The 22,331-nt window shown below is 34.3% G+C and carries 25 protein-coding genes; 10 read left to right on the top strand and 15 right to left on the bottom strand.

Translation table 11 applies throughout. The annotated features are described in order from the left end of the window. The first annotated feature begins 331 nt into the window (after positions 1-331). Both BXY58_RS13175 and BXY58_RS13170 read left to right on the top strand, forming a co-directional pair. On the top strand, positions 332-955 hold the full coding sequence (locus BXY58_RS13175) for a peptide deformylase (RefSeq protein WP_120214328.1): 624 nt from the start codon (positions 332-334) through the stop codon (positions 953-955). A 46-nt stretch (positions 956-1,001) separates the two neighbouring features. Continuing rightward, positions 1,002-1,346, top strand: coding sequence for a phage holin family protein (locus BXY58_RS13170; protein ID WP_120214327.1), 345 nt, complete (start codon positions 1,002-1,004; stop codon positions 1,344-1,346). Between the two features lie 134 nt (positions 1,347-1,480). Here the strand turns inward: BXY58_RS13170 and BXY58_RS13165 are convergent, their stop codons facing one another. Then, complete coding sequence (locus BXY58_RS13165; protein ID WP_120214326.1) at positions 1,481-2,068, bottom strand: Crp/Fnr family transcriptional regulator; 588 nt, start codon at positions 2,066-2,068, stop codon at positions 1,481-1,483. A 138-nt stretch (positions 2,069-2,206) separates the two neighbouring features. Here BXY58_RS13165 and BXY58_RS13160 point away from each other — a divergent pair, with 138 nt between their 5' ends. Then, positions 2,207-3,100, top strand: coding sequence for an SDR family oxidoreductase (locus tag BXY58_RS13160; protein ID WP_120214325.1), 894 nt, complete (start codon positions 2,207-2,209; stop codon positions 3,098-3,100). Positions 3,101-3,142: 42 nt separating this feature from the next. Here the strand turns inward: BXY58_RS13160 and trpA are convergent, their stop codons facing one another. The 12 genes from trpA to BXY58_RS13100 form a co-directional block, all read right to left on the bottom strand. Further along, on the bottom strand, positions 3,143-3,877 hold the full coding sequence (gene trpA / locus BXY58_RS13155) for a tryptophan synthase subunit alpha (protein ID WP_120214324.1): 735 nt from the start codon (positions 3,875-3,877) through the stop codon (positions 3,143-3,145). 86 nt (positions 3,878-3,963) lie between these two features. After that, positions 3,964-5,142, bottom strand: a complete 1,179-nt coding sequence (trpB, locus tag BXY58_RS13150) for a tryptophan synthase subunit beta (RefSeq protein WP_120214323.1) — start codon at positions 5,140-5,142, stop codon at positions 3,964-3,966. Positions 5,143-5,166: 24 nt separating this feature from the next. Continuing rightward, a complete protein-coding gene (locus tag BXY58_RS13145) occupies positions 5,167-5,700 on the bottom strand; it encodes a GNAT family N-acetyltransferase (protein ID WP_120214322.1) in 534 nt (177 codons plus the stop codon). 8 nt (positions 5,701-5,708) lie between these two features. Continuing rightward, on the bottom strand, positions 5,709-6,176 hold the full coding sequence (locus tag BXY58_RS13140; protein WP_120214321.1) for an OsmC family protein: 468 nt from the start codon (positions 6,174-6,176) through the stop codon (positions 5,709-5,711). Next, the gene (locus tag BXY58_RS13135; RefSeq protein WP_120214382.1) at positions 6,157-6,816 is read right to left on the bottom strand and encodes a phosphoribosylanthranilate isomerase; all 660 of its coding nucleotides are present in this window, start codon (positions 6,814-6,816) and stop codon (positions 6,157-6,159) included. The genes BXY58_RS13140 and BXY58_RS13135 overlap by 20 nt, the downstream gene beginning before the upstream one ends. 121 nt (positions 6,817-6,937) lie before the next feature. Next, entirely contained in the window at positions 6,938-7,717 is a 780-nt protein-coding gene (gene trpC, locus BXY58_RS13130) for an indole-3-glycerol phosphate synthase TrpC (protein ID WP_120214320.1), read from the bottom strand. 99 nt (positions 7,718-7,816) lie between these two features. Next, entirely contained in the window at positions 7,817-8,803 is a 987-nt protein-coding gene (gene trpD / locus BXY58_RS13125; RefSeq protein ID WP_120214319.1) for an anthranilate phosphoribosyltransferase, read from the bottom strand. Further along, entirely contained in the window at positions 8,800-9,525 is a 726-nt protein-coding gene (locus BXY58_RS13120; protein ID WP_262891360.1) for an endonuclease/exonuclease/phosphatase family protein, read from the bottom strand. The genes trpD and BXY58_RS13120 overlap by 4 nt, the downstream gene beginning before the upstream one ends. Positions 9,526-9,546: 21 nt before the next feature. Further along, positions 9,547-10,113, bottom strand: a complete 567-nt coding sequence (locus BXY58_RS13115) for an anthranilate synthase component II (protein ID WP_120214317.1) — start codon at positions 10,111-10,113, stop codon at positions 9,547-9,549. Further along, on the bottom strand, positions 10,110-11,528 hold the full coding sequence (locus BXY58_RS13110) for an anthranilate synthase component I family protein (RefSeq protein WP_185140476.1): 1,419 nt from the start codon (positions 11,526-11,528) through the stop codon (positions 10,110-10,112). The genes BXY58_RS13115 and BXY58_RS13110 overlap by 4 nt, the downstream gene beginning before the upstream one ends. A gap of 236 nt (positions 11,529-11,764) precedes the next feature. Further along, the gene (locus BXY58_RS13105) at positions 11,765-13,315 is read right to left on the bottom strand and encodes a T9SS-dependent choice-of-anchor J family protein (protein ID WP_120214316.1); all 1,551 of its coding nucleotides are present in this window, start codon (positions 13,313-13,315) and stop codon (positions 11,765-11,767) included. Between the two features lie 137 nt (positions 13,316-13,452). Further along, positions 13,453-13,920 carry an acyl-CoA thioesterase gene (locus tag BXY58_RS13100; protein ID WP_089769095.1) on the bottom strand — a complete coding sequence of 156 codons (468 nt, stop codon included), beginning with the start codon at positions 13,918-13,920 and terminating at the stop codon, positions 13,453-13,455. A gap of 134 nt (positions 13,921-14,054) precedes the next feature. On the opposite strand from BXY58_RS13100, the gene BXY58_RS13095 reads away from it, so the two are divergent. The 4 genes from BXY58_RS13095 (at position 14,055) to BXY58_RS13080 (ending at position 17,188) form a co-directional block, all read left to right on the top strand. After that, positions 14,055-14,405, top strand: a complete 351-nt coding sequence (locus tag BXY58_RS13095) for an arsenate reductase family protein (protein ID WP_120214315.1) — start codon at positions 14,055-14,057, stop codon at positions 14,403-14,405. Between the two features lie 118 nt (positions 14,406-14,523). Continuing rightward, positions 14,524-15,735, top strand: coding sequence for a DUF763 domain-containing protein (locus BXY58_RS13090; protein ID WP_120214314.1), 1,212 nt, complete (start codon positions 14,524-14,526; stop codon positions 15,733-15,735). A gap of 53 nt (positions 15,736-15,788) precedes the next feature. Beyond that, positions 15,789-16,265, top strand: a complete 477-nt coding sequence (locus tag BXY58_RS13085) for a DUF2947 family protein (protein WP_170144237.1) — start codon at positions 15,789-15,791, stop codon at positions 16,263-16,265. A gap of 53 nt (positions 16,266-16,318) precedes the next feature. Further along, the gene (locus BXY58_RS13080; protein ID WP_120214312.1) at positions 16,319-17,188 is read left to right on the top strand and encodes a DUF5677 domain-containing protein; all 870 of its coding nucleotides are present in this window, start codon (positions 16,319-16,321) and stop codon (positions 17,186-17,188) included. A 174-nt stretch (positions 17,189-17,362) separates the two neighbouring features. On the opposite strand, the gene BXY58_RS13075 is transcribed toward BXY58_RS13080, so the two are convergent. Next, positions 17,363-18,007, bottom strand: a complete 645-nt coding sequence (locus BXY58_RS13075; protein WP_120214311.1) for a response regulator transcription factor — start codon at positions 18,005-18,007, stop codon at positions 17,363-17,365. Next, positions 17,985-19,907, bottom strand: coding sequence for a sensor histidine kinase (locus tag BXY58_RS13070; RefSeq protein WP_170144236.1), 1,923 nt, complete (start codon positions 19,905-19,907; stop codon positions 17,985-17,987). The genes BXY58_RS13075 and BXY58_RS13070 overlap by 23 nt, the downstream gene beginning before the upstream one ends. A gap of 128 nt (positions 19,908-20,035) precedes the next feature. On the opposite strand from BXY58_RS13070, the gene BXY58_RS13065 reads away from it, so the two are divergent. The 3 genes from BXY58_RS13065 to BXY58_RS13055 are packed head-to-tail and all read left to right on the top strand — an operon-like array spanning position 20,036 to position 22,276. Continuing rightward, complete coding sequence (locus BXY58_RS13065) at positions 20,036-20,389, top strand: hypothetical protein (protein WP_120214309.1); 354 nt, start codon at positions 20,036-20,038, stop codon at positions 20,387-20,389. Positions 20,390-20,398: 9 nt separating this feature from the next. Further along, positions 20,399-21,037, top strand: coding sequence for a hypothetical protein (locus tag BXY58_RS13060; protein WP_120214308.1), 639 nt, complete (start codon positions 20,399-20,401; stop codon positions 21,035-21,037). Positions 21,038-21,070: 33 nt separating this feature from the next. Then, entirely contained in the window at positions 21,071-22,276 is a 1,206-nt protein-coding gene (locus tag BXY58_RS13055) for an energy transducer TonB (RefSeq protein WP_120214307.1), read from the top strand. Positions 22,277-22,331: the final 55 nt, after the last annotated feature.

Genomic DNA, 22,331 nt, shown 5'->3' with positions numbered 1-22,331 from the left:
GTTTTACTAAAAACATCAAGACCTTTTCACTAAAACATCAAGACCTTTTTATGAAAACATCAAGTTGTTTTTAATGCTTTTTTTAAATGCCCTATTCATCGGACTTGGCGAAGGGTATTTTTTTCTATGAAATAACTTCGATTTTGTACTGAATTTCATTCAAAATTCTCACTTTCTAATCGGCGAAGCGCACCCCGGCCTGAGTGGAGCTCTTTTTGTTTTTTCTTTGGAAAAACAAAAAAGCGGGAACGGAGGACGGATAAAGGTGCCCAAATCTAACGTAGTGATTCGATGAAATCAAAATATTATCTTTGACAATAAAAATTAAACGATGCGGAATTTTACTTTTATGCTGATGCTTGTCGTAAGTGTTAATGGATTTTCACAGAAATTCACGAAAGATGAAAAAGCCTTCATTCTGGCAGGTGATGTTAAAACGGCGCTGCCGATTTATCAGACCAATAATGAACATCAGCACAGGGTTTTACTGGCTCAGTCACAGGATATTTCGCCAAAAGATAAAACGCTTCCGGTTCTTATCGATAGGATGAGACTGGCTCTGGCAAAGACTGAAGGCGGTGTTGGCATTGCTGCGCCACAGGTAGGCATCAATAGAAGGGTAATACTGGTTCAGCGCTTTGACAAGACGGATTATCCGGTGGAATATTTCATCAATCCGAAAATCGTCTGGCGTTCTGAGCTTCTGAACAAAGGGCCGGAAGGCGACCTTTCTATTGACCAATTCAGAGAGCCTTTTTACAGAAGCTACAGCATCCGCCTGGAGTATTATGACCTGGACAATAAGAAGCACGACGAGATGGTAGAAGGCTTCACTGCCGTGATTTTCCAGCACGAGATCGATCATCTTTCGGGGATCCTGATTTCTGATAAATTCAGGAATGAAAAAACATTGCAATATAAAGAGGTGAAAGTTTACCAGAAACCGAAAAATTAGGTCTGGTTTTTGAATAGAAACTACCAATCAATAAAACCTTAAAACTATGAATTTTATTATCCGTTTGCTGATTACTGCGATTTCAGCATTTTTGCTAAGCAAAATCCTTACAGGTGTACATTTCGACACCTTTGGTTCTACTATTATTTTCGCTATTGTTTTGGGAATCCTGAATGTATTCGTCAAACCGATTTTATCGATTCTGTCATTGCCTATTACGATTATAACATTAGGGTTGTTTTCCTTTGTTATCAACGCATTGATGATACTTTTAACCGATTATTTTATGGATAGTATGCAGGTGGATGGTTTCCTTTGGGCGCTACTCTTCAGTATTCTGTTGTCATTGGTTACATCAGCTTTCTCAACAATTTTCGAAAGCAACGATTAAAAAATAAAAGAGTTTCAGGTTTTGAAACTCTTTTTTGTTGGTTTTTATCTCTCGCAGATCTAGCTAATTGGGCAAATTCTATCATCCGCTCATTTAGCTAGATCTGTGATAATTTTTTATGTATATCTTTAATATTACAAAACAGTTTTTAAAATATTCCTTCGGACACGAGACAAAGTTTCTCTGGAAAGTCCCAGATAAGAAGCAACCATATGCAAAGGAACTCTATTGAAAATATCAGGATATGTATTGATAAAGTCCAGGTATTTTTCTTCCGGACTGCTGCTGATATTCATCAAAAGCCGTTTGTGGATTTCCATTGATTTTCTTGTCAGGATGTTCTCTACAAAAATATTAAGTTCAGGGATTTGTTCTCTCAGTTCCGCAAAATCTTCAAGATTAAAAGCAAAGATCTCCGAAGATTCCATTGCTTCGATGTTGAGTTTTGAAGGTGAATTGTTATAAAAGCTTTCCGGATCAGTAGTCCAGGACATTTCATTAACAAACTGAAGGATATGTTCATTGCCATCTTCCGAAATAGAATAATTACGTAAAAGCCCTTTTGCTACAAAGATTTTCAGATTACAAACTTCGCCTTGTTTACACACGATTTCCTTGCGCTGAAGTTTTATCAATTGACTTTTATATAAGATGAAATTGAACTTTTCTTCTGTGAAATCGGGAAGAACTCTCTGAAAGTAATTTTTAAGAATCTCTGACATTTTCTAAACTGAAATTATATTTAAAATTAATTCTTTTTATTGGATTAATATAAAAATTGTGTCAAATGACCTCGTTTTTGAGATTCATTCACAACTAAATTTGTATTAGAAATTTTAACAAAAACAAAATTTAAAAATATGAAAGTATTTGTAACAGGAGCTTCCGGATTTGTAGGCTCAGAAGTTGTAAAAGAATTATTAGTAAATGGCCATCAGGTAGTTGGATTGGCGCGTTCGGAAGAATCTGCAAAATCTATCAGAGAAGCAGGAGCAGAAGTTTTAATGGGAGATTTAGATAATCTTGATATTCTGCAGAAAGGTGCAAGAGAGGCGGATGGCGTTATTCATACAGCTTTTATCCACGATTTTTCTGATTACCAGACTAATGCGCTCAAAGACCAGAAAGCCATTGAAGCAATGGGCGAAGTATTGAAAGGAACCGATAAATCCATTGTGGTGACAGGTGGAACTTTAGGACTTCCACTTATCGACGGGAAAATCACAGAGGACAGTAAGGCACCGGCAGAATCAATCAGATTCTCTGAAAAAGCTTTCGCAGATTTATCACAATCCGGTGTTAGGGCATCTATTGTTCGTCTTTCTCCCAGTGTTTACGGTAATTCCGAATCGGGTTTCAAAGGAGGTTTCGGAGTGATGTTGGCAGAACTCGCGAAGGCTAAGGGATTAGCGGCTTACATCGGAGAGGGAAATAATGTCTGGCCTGCTGTTCATCGTGTTGATGCTGCAAAATTATTTCGTTTGGCACTTGAAAAAGGAGAAACTGGAGCGAGATATAATGCCGTTAGTAATGATAAACCATTATCAATGAAAGAATTTGCAGAACTGATAGGTGAAAAACTAAATATTCCTGTAAAATCTTTGTCTATAGAAGAAGCACCGGAATATTTTACCTGGATGACGTACTTTGTGCAGGAAAATTGTCCGGCAACAAATTTACAGACTCGGGAAAAATTAGGATGGAATCCTTCTGAAAAAAGTTTTGTTGAAGAACTGAATCAATATTTCTTCTAAAAATAAAAAGCAGTCTTATTTCTTAGTAAGACTGCTTTTTTATTAATTCTTTACACTTTGGATAAAGCTTTCTGCTTTAGATTCCCAATCTTGATTTTCCAGAAGAATTTTCACAAAAGCTGTTCCGATAATGCCGCCTTGTGCTTTTTCTGTTACATTCTCAAAATCAGATTTATTTTTGATTCCAAAACCGATGAAAACTGGATTTTTTAAATCTAATGAAGCTAATCTATCAAGATAATTTTCGTTCTTCAAAATAGCATTTTCCTTTCCTGTTGTGGAAGAAGAACTGACTGCATATAAAAACCCCGAACTCAAAGAATCCAAATATTTGATGCGTTCTTCCGAAGTTTCCGGCGTTACCAGAAAAGTGAAATTCAGGTTGTGTTTTTTAAGAATTTCACCATATTTATTTTCAAATTCAATGGGTGGCAAATCCGGGATGATTAATCCTGAAACACCAACTTCTGCACATTTCTGACAAAAGTTGTCAAACCCAAACTGAAGAACCGGATTAAGATAACCCATTAATATCTTTGGAATCGTCACAGATTCTTTAATTTCTGCCAGTTGTTCGAATAGCTTTTTGATAGACATTCCGTTTTTCAATGCCAAAGAATGCGCCTCCTGAATCACAGGTCCATCCGCAACAGGATCAGAATAAGGAATCCCGATTTCCATCATATCTGCTCCCGATTTCTGAATCAGTTTAGCGATTTTTCCGGTGTCTTCCAACTTTGGAACGCCTGCTGTAAAGTATATGTTTAGTTTTTTCATTTTGATTAATGTATTAAAGTATTCACGTAAAATGTATTAACGATTGAGACTCATAAATACATTAATACGTTTTACATTTTACAGATTTAAAGATGTTTCAAATACGTTTCCATATCCTTATCGCCACGCCCACTCAAACAAATCACGACAACATCATCCTTTTCAAATTTCTTTTTGTCCAAAACGGCCAAAGCGTGCGCACTTTCCAAAGCTGGAATTATACCTTCTATTTTTGTCAGTTCAAATGCGGATTTCAACGCTTCATCATCATTAATACTGAAAAATTCTGCTCTTTTTTGATTGAAAAGATTAGCGTGCATCGGCCCAATTCCGGGATAATCCAAACCTGCGGAAATAGAATGCGGTTCGATGACCTGTCCGTCTTCGGTTTGCATCACTAGGCTTTGACTTCCGTGCAAAATTCCTAATGTTCCAAGAAAAGTAGTGGCAGCTGATTTCCCTGAATCAACGCCTAAACCACCAGCTTCCGCTGCAATGATTTTCACATTTTCCTCGTTCACGAAATGATAGAAAGTTCCTGCTGCATTACTCCCGCCTCCAACGCAGGCAATCACATAATCGGGATTTTCTCTGCCAATTTTTTCGTTCAGTTGTTCTTTAATTTCCTTTGAGATAATACTTTGAAATCTCGCTACTAAATCCGGAAACGGATGCGGTCCAACCACACTTCCAATAATGTAATGTGTTGTAGAAGGATTGTTAATCCAGTCTCGTAAAGCTTCATTCACAGCATCCTTCAAAGTTTTGGAGCCCGAAGTTGCAGGAATTACTGTTGCGCCCAACATTTTCATTCGCGCAACGTTCGGTGCTTGTCTTTGGATATCGATTTCGCCCATATAAACGATGCATTCCAAGCCTAACAAAGCACAGGCTGTTGCTGTTGCAACGCCGTGTTGTCCGGCTCCGGTTTCTGCGATGATTCTATGCTTTCCTAATTTTTTAGCGAGTAAAGCTTGTCCCAACGCATTGTTGATTTTGTGCGCTCCGGTGTGATTCAGATCTTCTCTTTTCAGATAAATTTGAGTGTGGTATTTTTCGCTCATATTTTTTGCGAAATAGAGTGGAGTAGCGCGGCCAACATAGTTCTTAAGCAAATCCTGAAATTCATCTTGGAACTCTTCCGATTCGATGATTTGAATATATTTTTCCTGTAATTCGGCAACGTTTGGGTAAAGCATTTCGGGGATGAAAGCACCACCGAAATCACCGTAATAACCGTTTTTATCTGGGTTTTGAAAGTTCATTTATTCTTAAATTTTTCTAAGTCGTTATACTAAAATTGCTTTATTCTGTTCATTCAGACTTCGCAATATATTGATGTTTTCTTCGGAAGTATTGATGATTAAAATATCATCGTCATCGGAATCTATCCATTCATTATTATCAAATTCTGTTATGAAAATTCCCTTTCCGTAAAGGATTTGGATATCATTCCTTTCATAAAATGGTCTTAATTCCAATTTACAAAATCCTATGGTTTCAATTTCTCTCTCTTTTAGATTTGTTACCATTTCATTAAGCAATAAGCTACCATATCCTTTCGCTTTTTCTAAAGAAACCAATCCGACAAGTTCAGCAAAACTGTGTAAATTCTCTTGTATTTCTAGTTTAAAATCAAAATTGATTCTTGCCAGCGAAACAATTCTGTCATCATTTTCTAAAAAATGAAATTCAGAATTTTCAAATTTCATTTTGAAACTCGAAGAATCTAAATCAAGCCAATCTTCTATTTCCCAGGATTTTAAAATTAACTCGATGTCGTTATCTGATAAGTCTTTTGAGCGTTTAATAGAATATTGCATTTCTCAATTTATTTTGTTGTTATCTCTGGTTGATGCTTCACTTCAAAGTTCAAAGAATTGGCAATGAAACAATATTCATTTGCTTTATTATGAAGTTCAAACGCTTTTTCTATCATTTCTTTTTCAGCAACAACAATCCTTGGTTTCAAAATAATTTCACTGAATTTTCCACTTCCGTTTTCATTTTCCATCATTGTTCCTTCTGCAAAATCTTCATATTCCAAAACCAGAATTTTGTTCACAGAACAAAGATGAAGATACCATAAGAGATGACACGAGGAAACCGAAGCTAACAGCAAATCTTCAGGATTATGAAGTGCTGGATTTCCTAAAAATGCTGGGTCCGATGAGCCTAAAATGTCAGCTTTTCCATCGACAGAAATTGTATAGCTCCTTTGATAAGAACGATGGTTTTTAGTGGATTCGCCGGTATTTCCTGTCCAGACTATTTTACTTTTATATTGATGATGTTTCATTTTTTGTTAATAATAAAAATTCTTTTACTTTTTCTAAATCTTTATTTCCAGCTTCGATTTCAAATTTTGAATTGATATCGAGAGCAATTGGTTGATGGTTGATAGTTGTCAGTTGATTGAAGTTTTCTAATGAGATTCCGCCACTTAAAAAATAAGGAATTGGAATTTCGATATCATTTAAAACATTCCAATCAAAAGCGTTTCCTGTTCCACCAAATGCCTTAGAATCTGTGTCAAACAGAAGATAATTGATTGTTGTCGGTTGTTGGTTGATGGTTTTTTGTAATTCATCAGAAGTTTGATTTCCAATTCTGATAACTTTTATAATTTTAATTTCTCTGTTTAATCTTTGTCTTAATTCTGAAATGAAATCTTCCGTTTCATCGCCGTGAAGCTGGATGAAATTCAGTTTTGCTTTTCCTGAAATTTCAACGATTTTTTCTAAATCTTCATTGACGAAAACGCCAACCTTTCCGGGATGATTGGTTTCTGAGATTTGCTCCAAACTTAAATGATTCAAAACATATCTTGGCGATTTTTCATAAAAAATAAATCCCAAAAAGTCAATTTTCAAATCCACTAATTCCTGAATCTGATTGAGTTTTGTTAATCCACAGACTTTTATTGTTGGTTTAATCATAATATCAATTTCCAAGTTGTCATTCTGAGGAACGAGGAATCTCAGAGATTGGCTTCGCCTAACCACTTCGTTAGGTTTCTTCACTTCGTTTCTCTGCGTTCAGAATGACACAGTTGTTATTTTAAATTATTACATTAGAAACAAATTCTTCAAATTTCTCTCCCGGATTTTTATTCTTCATAAAATACTCGCCCATCAAAAACCCGTCGAACCCTTTTTCTTTAAGGAATCTGAAATCTTCTTCGTTGTAAATTCCGCTTTCTGCGACTGACAAAATATCGTTTGGAAGCTTATTTTTCAAATCTACGGAATGTTGCAAATCGACTTTGAAATCTTTCAAATTTCTATTATTGATGCCAACGAGATCAACATTTTTGTTGATATGTTTTAGTTCTTCTTCGGAATGGATTTCCAACAAAACTTCGAGATTTAAAGAATGCGCTAATTCTGTAAATTCGGAAACCTGAGTTGGTGAAAGACAAGCTGCAATCAACAAAATAATGTCAGCTCCGATTGATTTGGCTTCGTAAAACTGATATTCATCAATCATAAAATCTTTTCTCAGAATCGGAATATTAATATGATTTCTGACACTCAAAATATCGTCAAAACTTCCACCAAAAAAATCTTTGTCTGTCAAAATAGAAACTGCACTTGCTCCGAAATTTTCATATTGAGAAACAACTTCCAAAGGTGATACTTTGTCATTGATAATCCCCTTGCTCGGCGATTTTCTTTTGAATTCGGTGATGATGCCGGATTTTGTCTTGAAGGTTTCTTTTAATGAAAAAGTTGGTCTGTCAAAAAATTCTGAGTCTTTCAGTTGGAAAACAGAGATTTTGGATTTTGCATCTGCAACTTCCCGTTTTTTTCGTTCTATAATTTGATCTAGAATGCTCATATTTATTTTTTAACCACAAAAGTCACAAAAGATTTTTATTTTTTGTTTACTTCTGAATTACTCAGTAGCAACTTTTGTGGCTTTTGTGGTTTTCTAATTTTATTTAATAATACTTTTCAAACTTTGTAACGCTTTTCCGCTTTCCAGACTATCTTTTGCTAAAGCCAGACAATCATCATAGTTACCATATTTTCCTGTGTTTTGCAGAGCTATTGAAGCATTGGCAAGAACGACAGAGTTCTGTTCTTCAGTTCCATTTCCTTCGAGAATTTGGAGGAAAATTTGGGAAGCTTCTTCTTTTGTATTACCTCCGAAAATACTTTCTGGAGCGATATTTTTGAATTTCAAATCTTCGGCAGAATAGATTTTTTCTCCGTTTTTGTTGAATATTTTTGTATCGCCAGTTAAAGAAATTTCGTCATAGCCATCCAAAGCGTGAACGAGCATAAACTCGCTCTTTTGTTTTTGTAAAAGGTATTGATAAACTCTAGCAATTTCGAGATTTGCCACGCCAATCATTGTGAAATCGGGGCGTGAAGGATTGACCAACGGTCCCAAAAGATTAAAAAAAGTTTTCAGCCCAAGCTGTTTTCTGAACGGCGCAACAGACTTCAAAGCGGGATGAAACAGCGGTGCATGCAGAAAACAGATGTTTCCTTTTTCCAAATCGGCTTTCAGATCTTCGGAATTGTCCTTGAATTTGTAACCTAATTCTTCCAAAACATTAGACGAGCCGGAAATAGAAGATGCACCGTAATTACCTTGTTTAGCCACTTTTTGTCCTGTCCCTGCAACAATAAAACTCGCTAAAGTCGAAATATTGAAGGTGTTTTTTCCGTCTCCACCGGTTCCAACGATGTCAACCAAGTCTTTGGTTCCCAAATCGACAGGTTTTGCCAATTGCAACAACGCTTCACGAAAACCTTCGAGTTCTTCCAAAGTAATCGTTCGCATCAGAAAAACGGTGATGAACGAAATGACTTCGCTTTCGTTAAATTTATTTTGTGAAATTTCAATCAAAATAGCTTTAGCTTCGGCTTTCGTCAAAGTCTGGTGATTAAAAAGATATTGTAGGATTTGTTTCATAATTGTTGGATGTTGGGTGATGGATGATGGAAGTTTTTTTGGTGCAATTTTTTATTCTTCCAGCTTCTGACTTCCGACTCGTAAATTTCACAAATTACTGCATTATGGTCGGAGATTTTTCTGTCGATTTTTATCATTTTGCTTTTTACTGTTTTGTTTTTCAGAAAATCTTTGTTCATTACAATATGAATGGCGCAATTTTCATTCTCTTCGGTGAGAATTTTTAAATTTTGTTGATTGAAAAATGCTTTTGTTTCATCAATTACTTTAATACTTGGATATTTCCAACCCGAGAAAGCAATGTTGAAATCTCCCGAATAGCAAATGTTTTCCTTTAGATTTTTAATTTCATTTTTTTGATTTTCCAAGTCATTTTCAAAATGAACATCTCTTCCTCCAAAACTTCCGATGATGCTTCCGTACAAAATTAGTTCTCCGAATTCGGTATTAATTTTTCCACAAATTGCAGTGTAATTATCATAAGTTTCTATAGTTTCAGTGAAAGAATATTTTGAAAAAATACTTGTTCGATTTTCCTTTTCGTTATAACTTTGATTATCGTGAAAGCTGGGCAGTTCTTTGGAATGGAAACTAAAATATTCCGCTCCGAAATCCAAAATCAAATTCGTTTCCGTCAGAAAAATGACATCAGGATTTTCTGATGAAATTAAATTTTTAATAAAATCCAGTTCATCATTTTCATTGATTTTCAATCGTTCGATATTCCAGCTCAGACTTTCATTTTAATCTTTTAAAAAGTTTTCTAAAATCTGTTTTCCATCTGGTGTCAGAATACTTTCCGGGTGATATTGCACAGCGTGAACATCGTAAATTTTATGTTTCAGACTCATAATCATTCCATTTTTGTCAACGCTTGTGATTTCTAATTCTGCAGGAAAGTCATCAGGATTAACGGCCCAGGAATGGTATCTGCCGACTTCCAAAGTCTCCGGTAAATTTTTGAAAATTTTATGTTCTTTGGTTTGAATCGCTTCTGTTGCCACGCCGTGATAGATTTCGGAAAGATTAATCAAGCTTCCTCCAAAAGCTTCGGCAATCGCTTGCTGACCAAGACAAACCCCGAAAATCGATTTTGTCGGCGCATATTTTTTAATCACTTCTAACAGTATTCCAGCTTCTTCGGGAATTCCGGGGCCGGGAGAAAGAATGATTTTGTCGTATTTTTCAATGTCTTCCAAAGCGATTTGGTCATTGCGGAAAACATCTACTTTTTCGCCAACAATTTGTTCGATGATTTGAACGAGATTGTATGTGAAACTGTCATAATTGTCAAAGACTAATATTTTCATAATTTCTCTGCTTTAATAATTGCTTTTTTCAAAGCGCCTAGTTTGTTATTAACTTCCTGAAGTTCACTTTCTGCAACAGATTTTGCAGTGATTCCAGCTCCGGCTTGGTAAAATAAAGTATTGTTTTTACTAAGGAAAGTTCGAATCATAATAGCCTGATTACAACTTCCGTCGAAGCCGACAAAACCGATGCAACCGGCATAATAACTTCTGGACGTTTTCTCGTGTTCGTCGATTAACTGCATCGCACGGTATTTTGGAGCGCCACTCAAAGTGCCTTGTGGAAATGTGGTTGCAATCATTTCGTAAGGATTTTGGTCTTCTTTGACATCAGTCACAACTTCGGAAACCATATGAATCACGTGGGAGAAAAAGTGGATTTCTTTCAGTTTGGAAACTGTCGTGTTTTTCCCGTGAATGCTCAAATCGTTTCTTGCTAAATCTACCAACATTGTGTGTTCCGCATTTTCTTTCGGGTCTTTTTTAAGTTCTTCTGCAGATTCCAAATCTTTTTCGATATTTCCGGTTCGTTTGAAAGTGCCTGCAATTGGATGGATTATAGCTTTTCTATTTTTGATAATCAGCTGACTTTCCGGACTTGAGCCCATTAATTTATAATCGCCATAATCGAAGAAGAATAAATAAGGAGAAGGATTGATATTTCGCAAAGCACGATAAACATTGAACTCATCGCCTTGAAAATTCTGCTCAAATCTTCTGCTTAAAACTAACTGAAAAACATCACCACGGAAACAATGTTTTTTGGCAAATTCAACTGATTCAAGATATTCGTTGTCAGTTAGATTTGAAGTTTCTTCTGAGGTCAATTCGAAGGGAAAAACCGGTGCGTTTTTTTGATTAATGATATTTTCAAGCGTTGATAGTTCTGATTTCATTCCATTGATTTTATTTTCAATCAGGAACATTTCGTCGTTGTGATGATTGATTGCAATCACATATTGATAAAGACGATAACGCATCAACGGAATTTTATTTTCCTCCGATTGTTCTTTGAATTTGATATTCTCAAAAAACGGAATCGCATCATAACTGGTGTAGCCGAAAAATCCTTGCGCTTGTTTTCCAATCTCGTGGTTGGGTTTTTCACATTTGAAACAATTGGAAAATTCCTGCATCAAATCAGATAATTTTTCATTTTTCAAATCAATTTTCTGAGGATTTTCAAGCGGAAATTTCAGTTCTGCTTCATCGTAATTTCGAATTTCAATTCCGGCAATTGCGTTGACACAAATGAAAGAAAACGAATTTTCAGAATTCTGATTTCCTGCGCTTTCCAAGAGAATCGTATCACGAAATTGGTCGCGAAGACGGAGATAAATCCCAATCGGCGTGTAAAGGTCTGCTAGACGGGATTTAACAGAGGTTTTTATATTGATGATGTTTTCCAAGTTCATTTTAAATAATTTTCATTTTTATTAAGGCTTGTCGAAGTCATTAATAAAAAAAGACTTCAACAAAAATGTCGAAGTCTTATTATGATTGAGTTATAGTTAGTTCAGAATTTTAGAACACCGATAATCCTTTCAGACCCGACAAAGAGTTTGAAAGCCACCACCAGTTTTTTGTGTTCATTGATTTCATTGGGACAAATTTAGAAATGATTTTTAATTCTGCAACTATTTTTTTTAACTTATTTTATAACTTTTTGAGAAGTCGTTGATTTGTTGGTTTCAATCTTCACCAAATAAGAACCTTTTGGATAATTTTTAAAATCAACTATGGTTGTATTTCCATTGATTGTTTTAAGCAATTTTCCGTCTAAGGAATAAACTTGAACCGATTTGATTGTCTCGTCTGTCTTGATATTCAACTGGTCGACAACAGGATTTGGATAAACTTTGATGTTGGTTTTATTAACATCATTCACAGCCAAATTATTTTTTGTGAAACTGATATTATCAAGTCTTAGAGCAGTTGTTGTAGTAACCTGAGCAGTTGTATTTCCAAATCCAATATAGTAAACCTGGTCAGCTGTTGCCGTGTAACTAACTGTATGTTCTGTATAAGTTTGTTGAGAAACAGTTTGAGTGCTTAGATTTGCACTGATATTATTTTTGTCCGGTGCACTTGCTACGGCAACTTTCAAAGTAGCAGGTTCTGCTTCTTCACTTCTTATCGCTGTGTGATATTTTACTGTAACCGTTTCGCCGTTTTTAAGATAGATTGGATAGGAGAATAACCAGTCATTTTTCCCGGCAGCAGAAGTACTTGTATTGTTATAAGCGTAACCGCTTCCGTTTTGAGCAACAGACTGATTTTCTCCCATCAGCCAAGTCGTAGACGCCCAACCATCAGAATCATATTCGCCATAATTCTCGACTGTTTTTTCGAAATCATAGGAATAGGGAAGTTCTGTGGGTGTCCAAATGGATTTCGGACCAGCCCAGCCCGAACCGCAATCCGCATTTTTCAAAAAGAACTGATATCTTTTTCCGGCTTGCAAATTATCAAAACTCTTCGTTGTTGTAGAAGTGATTCCTTTGGAAGAAACAGAAGTGTCAAAAGTTGTCAATCCTGTATCATAATTAGTAATTCCGCTGGTTGCTGACCAGTTGATTGTTACTGAATTTGGTTTAAGATTCGAAACCGAAAACCCGTCTAATGAAGGCATCACACAATCTGCAGATTGGCTGATATACAAGTCATCAAGAGCCAGATAAGTTCCACTGTTTGTGTTATTTACGAAAGCTAAATAAATGGTTTTTCCTTTATAATCGGATAAGTCTAAAGTATGCGATGCGTAGTCAAACGGTTGCTCGGCATCAATCTGAGTCAATGTTGTGAAAGATTCCGGGCTGTCATTGGTTACAGAAACTTTTACAGCGTAGGAGTCTGTATATTCAAAGTCGTAGGATTTTCCTTTCCAATAAAGTGTTGGCGTTCCTGTGTTAGGAATTGTAATTGCTGGTGTAATCAACCAATCATTCGCCTGGCCTTCCGGAGAATAATAAGATGTACTGAAAGCAATTTTGTTGTCATAACCGTCATAAAACTGAATCCAGGCTTCTGTATTGAATTCCTGTACTTGTCCCCATTCCGGAACTGTTAATCCATCAGCATTGATTGTTTTGAATTGAGACAGCGGTGTCCCGTTGTTATTTTCGAAACCTGCATTGAAAACCTGCGCATTGATATTAACCACTAATGATAAGGCTAATAAACTGATAATTTTTTTGTTCAATTTGAATACTTTTTTAATTTTTCAGAACAAAATTAGGTGTTATTAAGTTTATAAAATCAATCAAATCATTAATTTCATTCAATTTATAATTATTATGAATTGTTGATTCTTAAATATAAATCGTTTAAATTATCAATTCATAAAAACGGCTTCATCTCGTCTTCGATATCTTTTCTCAGATTCATCAGTTTTTTGGCGTATTGTTCCAATTGTAGTTCCTTTTCTGTGGTAGGAATCCATTTTGGAACTTCCATAGCTTTTCCGTTTTCGTCAACCGCTACAAAAACAATAATGCAATGCGTTTTCTTCTCGAATTGTTTTTCTTTTACATTCCTTGAAAATACGTCGATTGCAATGTGCATACTTGTACTTCCTGTGAAAATGACGTGTGATTCTAATTTAACAATTTCTCCGATTTTAATCGGTTGATAAAATCGGATTCCGCCAACATAAACCGTTACACAATAAGTTCCTGACCAATTGCTTGCGCAGGCGTAACCGACTTGATCTATCCATTTCATCACACTTCCTCCGTGAACATTGCCTCCGAAATTAACGTCTGTCGGTTCAGAAATAAACTGAAACGTAACCGGTTTGTTTTCCATTCTATTCTTATTTGTATCAAAAATAGGGAAGAAATTTCAGATTATAACTTCATTATTTATGTTTTATTCCTTTGACATTTGTACTAAATTTGTAATTCTCAAATTCTATTTTAAATCGCTTGACTTTAATAAAAATGAAAAAAGTATTCTACCTCAAAACCTGCGGAACCAACAAGAAAATAATGACACCTCTTAACCTTTCTGACTGGGAACTGAGAGAAATCAAATCGCAACCTGTAACCGAAGCGGAACTGGAAGAGATGTATGAGAAAACGAAATCTTATGAAGCGCTTTTCAGTAAGAAATCAACGCAAATCAAGGAAAGAGGAATTGATGTGAGTTCTTTGAAAGAAAAGGATTTTAAGAAGTTGATTCTTGACCATTACAGTTTTTTGAAACGTCCGGTCTTTATCACGGATAATGAAGTTTTTGCGGGAAGTGATAAAAAAAATCTTGAAAATCTGAATGCTTATTTTGAAAATTAATTTATCGCAAAGGCGCAAGGATTTTAAATCATAATGTTATAAAAGTCGCAAAGTTTTGCGTCTTGAAAAAGTTGAATTGCTAAATGAAATTTGCGCCTTTGCGATTAAAAAATAAAAAATGAAACGTTCTGGAACTGCAGATTTGCCACTACATTACGGTCAGGTTCCACCTTGGCTGTATGAGCGTATGTCCAGACTTGGATTGGCGATTGTGGAAGTGATTCTTGCAGATTACGGAAAAGATGAAGTCTTACGACGGTTGGCTGACCCGTTTTGGTTCCAGAGTTTTGGGGCAGTGATGGGAATGGATTGGCATTCTTCAGGAATCACGACGTCTGTGATGGGCGCCTTGAAACGAGCCATTAATCCGAATTCGAAATCTCTCGGCATTTATATCGCCGGAGGAAAGGGAAAATTCTCCAAAGATGCACCGAATGAACTTTTGAAAATTGCAGATTCAACCGGATTGAATGGTGATGAACTGGTGCGTTGCAGCAAGTTGTCTGCAAAGGTTGATAACACGGCGATTCAGGATGGTTACCAGCTTTATCTGCATAATTTTATTTTGTCTGACCAAGGGAATTGGGCGGTTGTCCAGCAAGGGATGCACGATTCTGACGGAACGGCGAGACGTTACCATTGGCTGTCGGAAAATGTAACTTCTTTTGTCAATGAACCTCACACTGGAATCTCTGGCGTTAATCGTGGAAATATTCTGAATCTCACATCTTCTGAAGCCGAACAAAACAGAAACGGAATAATTGACATCACAAAAACCGATTCCGAGAAATGGATGCAGGATTTCCAGCGTTTGATTTTGCCGGCTCATCACGAGGTTTTGGCGAGTGATGTGGATATGAAAAAGCTCGGCAATATTCTTTGGCTGGCGAGAGAAAATGAACCTGAGAATTTTGAAGATTTGCTGATGCTGAAAGGTGTTGGTCCGCGTACGATGCAATCTCTGGCTTTAGTGAGTGAAGTGATTCACGGGGCGCCTTCCAGATTTACAGACCCGGCTCGTTTTTCTTTTGCACACGGGGGAAAAGACGGTCATCCGTTTCCTGTTCCTACCAAAACTTATGATGAAACGATTTCTATCCTAAGAACCGGCATAGAGAAAGCTAAGTTGGGAAATCAGGATAAGAATCAGGCGATAAAAAAGTTACACGAGATTGCCGTAAAAACTGAAGAGCAATTCACACCGGATTTTAATCTTGAAAAAGTGATAGAAGAGGAGCGACAAAACTCTTGGCGATTTGGCGGGAAAACTGTTTTTGGCGATGCGAAGCCGCCGAAAGGGAATGATGGGATACAGTTGAGTTTGTTTTGAATTTTAAAATTTTATTAAGTTCCTGCTATAATAAATTATTTAAAAATAACTACGTGAACATTGAAATAGATATTAGAGAAATAATTCCATTAGAAAATTTTGAATTGGGATGGAGATTTGATAAAACTCATAATCCTGATATTTCTGAGTCTGAAAAAGAATTAATTTTAGCATTATCCGAAGATGAATCTAAAAGATTAAATAAAATTATTGCTTTTTTTGAAAACGAAAATTATTTAGATGATAAATATTCTGAAACTGATTGGATGAGTGCGAGTTCAGAAAATCAGGAAAAAGTTGAAAAATTTCGAAATCAATTGGAGGTAATTCTGAGACCTTGGAATGAAGATATTCTGGTTTCTTGGCAACGTAAAACTGTTTTGAAAACAACGAAAGAAATATTTTTAAAATATTGGACTGATTTTTTATATGCAAGTTCAGACAATGTAATTATAATTTCAGAAAAAACAAATTGGATATTATTCTACAGACATTTTGAAGTTGCTAATGTTTGGACTTTTAAGGAATAATGTCATTTGACGGAAATTTAAAATGAATGTACTTAGATAAATAAGTGATAGAAATGCATAAAATAAAATTAAAGTTTACAAAAGAAGAAATATCCAATTTCATAAGTGAAGGTGAATTTATGAGTGCAAATGTTGAACTCCATAAAAACTCAATTGCTCTCTTACACAAAATTATTCATCTCAGATATTTTGATTTTAAAGGCATTCCAAAAAAACTAAATAGAGATGAAGCAATACTTGGAGGAAATATTATTAGATTAACTAAACTAAATACTTCACTGCTTCAAAATGTATGTGAAAACAAGCTAGAAATATGTTTTATTTTATGTCGATGTGTATATGAGACACAAATTAATATTTTGTATTTTCTTAAAAATGGAGAAACGAATATTTTTAAGAATTATGTGAAAAATTCATTGATTACAGAAAAAGAATTTTATAATAATATTGAAGAAAATATAAGAAATAGAAATGGAGAAGAACTTCCAATTGAAAAAAGTATGAAAAAATCGATTTCTAATTCTTTTGATATATCAGATTTTGAAATTGAAGAACTTAATAGAAGTTCGAGTTGGAAAAATTTAAAAAAGAGATTAGATAAGATAAACGTAACTGATAATTTAAGTCAAACTTATAATATTTTTTATGGCTTATCTAGTCATTCCATTCACGGAAATTGGCAAGATTTGGTTCAACATCATATTTCTCAAGACGGTGAATTTTTCACACTAAATTATGAATGGAACTCGCCTAAGCCAAATTTACTTTATGCTGTAATAATATTCAATTTGATTATTAGTAAAGAATTCGCTTATAAAGAGTTAGAAGTTAATGTAAAAGAAGATGTTCGAAATGATATTGACATTTTATCTAATTATCACGATTTTTTGGTTCTAAAGTATGATGAATTCCGCAAGTTCTAATTTTTAATAAATTAATAAAATAAAAACCCTCCGAAAAATTCAGAGGGTTTATTATTTCAATCAAATTGCTTATTTAATAAGAACCTTTCTCAATAAAATGAGCGGCAATTTTTTCTGTCAATGCAATTGGATAATGGACAGAAAATAGGTTTTGTATTAAATTATTGACATTTTCTACAAAAAAGGAGGTGTAAGTTTATGTTTATGAGATAATAAAACCAATCCTGTTTTTGAGCTGATATTGAATTTTTCGAACAGGTTATTCCGATAATAGTCTACTGTTTTTATACTGATATTCATTTTGGATGCAATTTGTTCATATGTATATTCTTCCTCACAGCAAATCCATTTTATCAGTTCCAGTTCTTTTTTACTAAGGAAGAAAATTGGACTGAAGTCAGGGTCATTTTTTCTCAACATTTTGATATTCTCCTGAAGATTAAAATATCCGGTGTTGATGATTTGTTCAATAGCTTCTTTTAGTTCTTCTCCTGTGCAGGTTTTAGATAAGAAGCCTCTGGCTCCCAATTTATAAAATTGAGATTTGATATTTACAGAATCATTTTGTGTAAGAATAAGAAATTTTTCTTCGTTCAGTATAGATTGTAGCTCTGTGAGGATTTCTATTCCGCTTTTTTTAGGAAGAGAATGGTCTAATATAAAGAGGTCTGCTTTTTCTTTGAGAGTCCCGAAATTCCGAAGCAGTTCTTCACCATCATTAAGTTCAGCAAGAATGTTGTAATCGCCGAGGTTTTTTAGAAGTTTTATAATGCCTTGTCTCAGAATTTTATGGTCATCAGTGATTACTAGGTTTATCATTTTTGTAAATTGAGATTTTGGTTCCTTTTTCCGGATTAGATTGTATTGTACAAGAAAATCCAATGAGGGTTGCTCTTTCTTTTATATTCTTGATGCCGTTTCCGAATTGGCTGTTGACATCAAAACCATTTCCATTGTCTTCAATGCTGATGGATATTATATTTGTGTAATCTATTATTATATTTATTTGAGAAGCATCAGAATGTTTTAGGATGTTATTAATACTCTCCTGGAAACATCTGTAAAGTATAATGTTTTCTTCTGTACTGGTTCCATAGTTTTTTGAGGAATTATTTATTTTTTCAAAATTAATTTTTATAATGTTTGTTTTTCTGATACGTTCCACCTCATTCAGTATTATTTCATCAATGGTATTTTTACCAATACTGAAATCATTTAGCCAGTGACTAAGGTCTCTTACAGAATCCGATATTTCCAAAATAGAACTTCTTATCTCGTTAATTGATTCTTTGGAGAACACTGCAAATCTTAGATTCTCCACAGAGAAATTGATGATGCTCAATTTTTGTCCTATATCGTCGTGCAGGTCTTTGGAAAGGTTTTTCAGAAGCTGCTCGTGAGATTCCAGGATGCTTTGCTTTATTTTCTCTTCCTCCATTTGTTTTATTTTGCCGTTTTCTTCTTCCAGTTTCAGCTTATCTTCCAGGGTTGATATATATTGTGATTTGATTTTGCGATAGCTGTATGCTATGGCAATTCCCATTATGAAAATCTCCAGCAACAAAACATAATAAAAGTAATTGGGATGGCTGATTTCATATATTGTCAAAATTCGGGAATAATTGAAAAAATAAGTTACAGGATTGATAAAGCCGAATAATAGTGCTGCCAGAATACCTAGCGATGGTCTCTTATTTTGTAATCCCAGCCAGATTAATATTGTTATCTGTATCAGAACCGCCAGAGCAGAGAGCCCAATTGAAATATTCCAGATACCATTATAGATAGGATTGTCAAAGGTTGTATTGGCGTAATCTATATAAAACCAAAGACTGGCAAGAATCCCAAATGTAACATAAAAATCAAAAATTGTATTGAGTACTCTGAACTGCCCGCCATTTTTTTTTCTAAAGTCCAAAAATCCTGTCATAATCTTCATACTCAGCCCCATTGCAATGACAAGCAAAAAGAGAGAATTGGTTTTCAGAATTGAATAGTATAAGAAAGGGACTTTAATAATATTAATAAAAAATTCTTCCCTAATTACAATTATAGCAATCAAAGCAAGATATAAAGAATACAAGAAGTAAAATCTCCGCCTCAGAATAATGCCCACCACTAAACTTAAAACCGCAATTATAAAGCTAACACCAATGACAAAACCTATTTCCCAATAAAATCCATTCTCCCAAAAGAGGTTTTCAATAGGAGTGGTAAAATCCGAATAAATATTTTGATAGTAACGAGGATTCCGTATCTCCATATAGATTTCTGCAATTTCGCTCTTATTAAGTACGAAGGGAACATAATGAAACCGAATCTCCGGAATATCCTGCTTATTAGCGTAAGAAATATTATATTTTTTTAAAAGTACAACACCTTGTTCTGTTTTTCTATATACATTAAGAATATCCAGTTGAGAATATATTCCCAGCCAATAATCTTTTCTGTTACCAGTATTTTTTATGTAAGTATGTACCCAAACTGTTTTGGTCTGCTTTTTCAGAATAAGATTGGAAGGATGGTCTACTTTTCTAAAATTATTATTGATTTGACTAATCTGGAAAACATTTTTTGAGTTGCTGCTGTCAATATAGTATGAGGACTTAGAAAAGAGAGGAATCCAGTTACCTCCATTTACAAACATTGTATCGGCTTTCATTTGGGAAGCAATCCAAATTCCAATAAACAAGAACATTGCAATAAGTAGATTTTTCATCATCACTCAAATTTACAAATAAATTTTTCGTGATTGACTAGGAAAAATCCTAGGAAAAGATTAGGGAGATGTATAAATGTGTTGAAGTTTTTTGGACATAGCTTTGAGATAATAAAATATACATTGCTATGAAAATCCTATTTATTTTAATGGTAGTCAACTTAATATCATTAAATGCCCAACAACTTAATAGAGAAAACAAAGTTTTACTTAGAACCGAAATCAAAAATACTGAAAAAACCTTTTTTGTTTACGAATTGGGAGAACATTCTATCTTCTCAATTCTTAACCCTAAAATGAAAAAAGAAGAAGTTTTAAACTTTTGTACTCTATCTCTATATCTTGAATATATTTCCAAAGGTCAAAAAGAAAAGAAAGAAGTGTCTTATCAAGAAGCTTTGGAAAACATAAGTAATCCCGAATTATTCGAGGAATTTCTTAATCTTAATAAAATAACTTTAGTGCTTACAACAATTTATTAAAATAAAAATATGAAAACAAAAATGTTATTTTTTGGATTAGCGATTTTTATTTGCTTTTCGTGTTCTAGCGATAATATAGAAGAAAAGGAAAGTATCATACAAGTGGAGGAAGCAGATCAAATATATTTGCGAAATTTTAGTGTAAGTGAAAGTTCAATGCTCCTATACGGAGGTTCTAATATAAATGCAATAAAGTTACCCAATTTTTGGGGAAACTATCAGGAATTTAAGCTTATGAGTTCAAAAGATCCAAATGCTTTTTCTACCACAATTATAAATGTTAGCTTCATCAATACGAATACTAATCCCAACGAATTCTTTTCATTTCAGAAAAATGCAGCAGGAAATACATTGCTGGAAGAAGGAGTCGAAGTAAGTAATCAGCCAGGTACAAATTTTTTACAGTTAGACTTACAGGCAACCAATGTATCGGGTTTCTTTGGAAGTCCTGTTGGGATTATAATAAATAAAACATACTACGCAGGATATAACTTTACCCGATATAAAAACAACAATCAAATAGAATACAAGGTTAAAGGGTGGGTTAGTTTTCGATTTAACCAAACAGCAAATGGAACCAAATATATAGAACTTTTGCAAACAGCCTATAGAAAAGGAAATATTAAAACTGGACAAATATCGCTGTAATTCTGATGCTATCAATATAAAAAATATAACACTATGAAAACAAAGATTTTATTTATGCTTCTTTTATTCTTCATTAATTTATGTTTTGGACAAGAAAAATGGATTGGTGAATGGACACAAATGGATTGCTTTAGAGGAATTTATTATAAAGTAGGTAGTTCAAAATATAGTAATAAAGGAGATTATCAATGGTGGATTAAGTTTAAAAGCACATATAACAAAAACGTTCATTTTAATTATAGTTGGGATTTATCAGGGGATGCATTTGAAGAAAATGGACCCAACAATCGAATTACAATTCAGTCAAATTCTGAAATATCAAATTCGGGAACTGAACGGTTTACAAAAAACAGCCGAGAGCATTGGATTATAAAAATCAACAATGTTTGTTTCGGAGAAACAGCATTCAGTTGTGGGAATTCAAGTAGCAGAGATATGTGTTATGCAGAATGTGATAATGGCACTCCAAATATTCCAACAAACTGTAACAATAAAGGAAGTAACAATCACAATGGAAACAACAACTTGGAAAATGCTCAAAATAGTAATAATATATCACAAAGCAATTCAAATTCCAAAAACTATAATAATTATAATAATCCTTCTATTAACAATAGTCAAAAAGCAGAAATCTATGAGACAGTCGATGAAATTCCCAATTTTCCGGGAGGCATTAATGCATTTCGCCAAAAAGCAGCTGCGAATTTTGACACTTCCGATATTGCAGGAAGCGGGAAAGCAAAAACAGAAGTTACTTTTCTTGTAGAAAAAGATGGAACTATATCTAATATTCAGGCATCCGGAAATAACTTACAATTAAATGATGCTGCTTCAAGGGCGGTAAGTTTAGTGAAAGAGAAGTGGACTCCCGCAAAATTGAATGGAAACATTGTTAAATATAGATTTAGAATACCTTTTGCAATAGATTTAGAAAGTGAAGTCGTTACTAATAATAAACCAAACCAGCAAAATGGAACTACGATAAGATATGAAGGTGATTACAAAATTGAAACAATTTTTAATAGTGGCAAAGTTACGGAGGTAAAAGCAACTAACACTAAAACAGGAAAATTAATTATTCATCAATTTTATGATGAAAACGAAAAACCAAAAGAAGTGATAACCTATTATGAAAATGGGAATAAACGTAGTCACGCATACTTCATTGATGGAAAAATAAATAGTTATAAGGAAAATGACGGACACGGCAATTTCATAGAGAAGCCAATTCCACAATAAAATATAATGAATAAAAAAAGCGCATCAGAAATTTCTGATGCGCTTTTGGTTATAA

It is taken from the genome of Epilithonimonas arachidiradicis, from assembly GCF_003610695.1.
GTDB classification, from domain to species: Bacteria; Bacteroidota; Bacteroidia; order Flavobacteriales; family Weeksellaceae; genus Epilithonimonas; species Epilithonimonas arachidiradicis.
The sequence above is the reverse complement of the archived record's forward strand: the minus strand, read 5'-3'. Positions and strand labels throughout refer to the sequence as shown.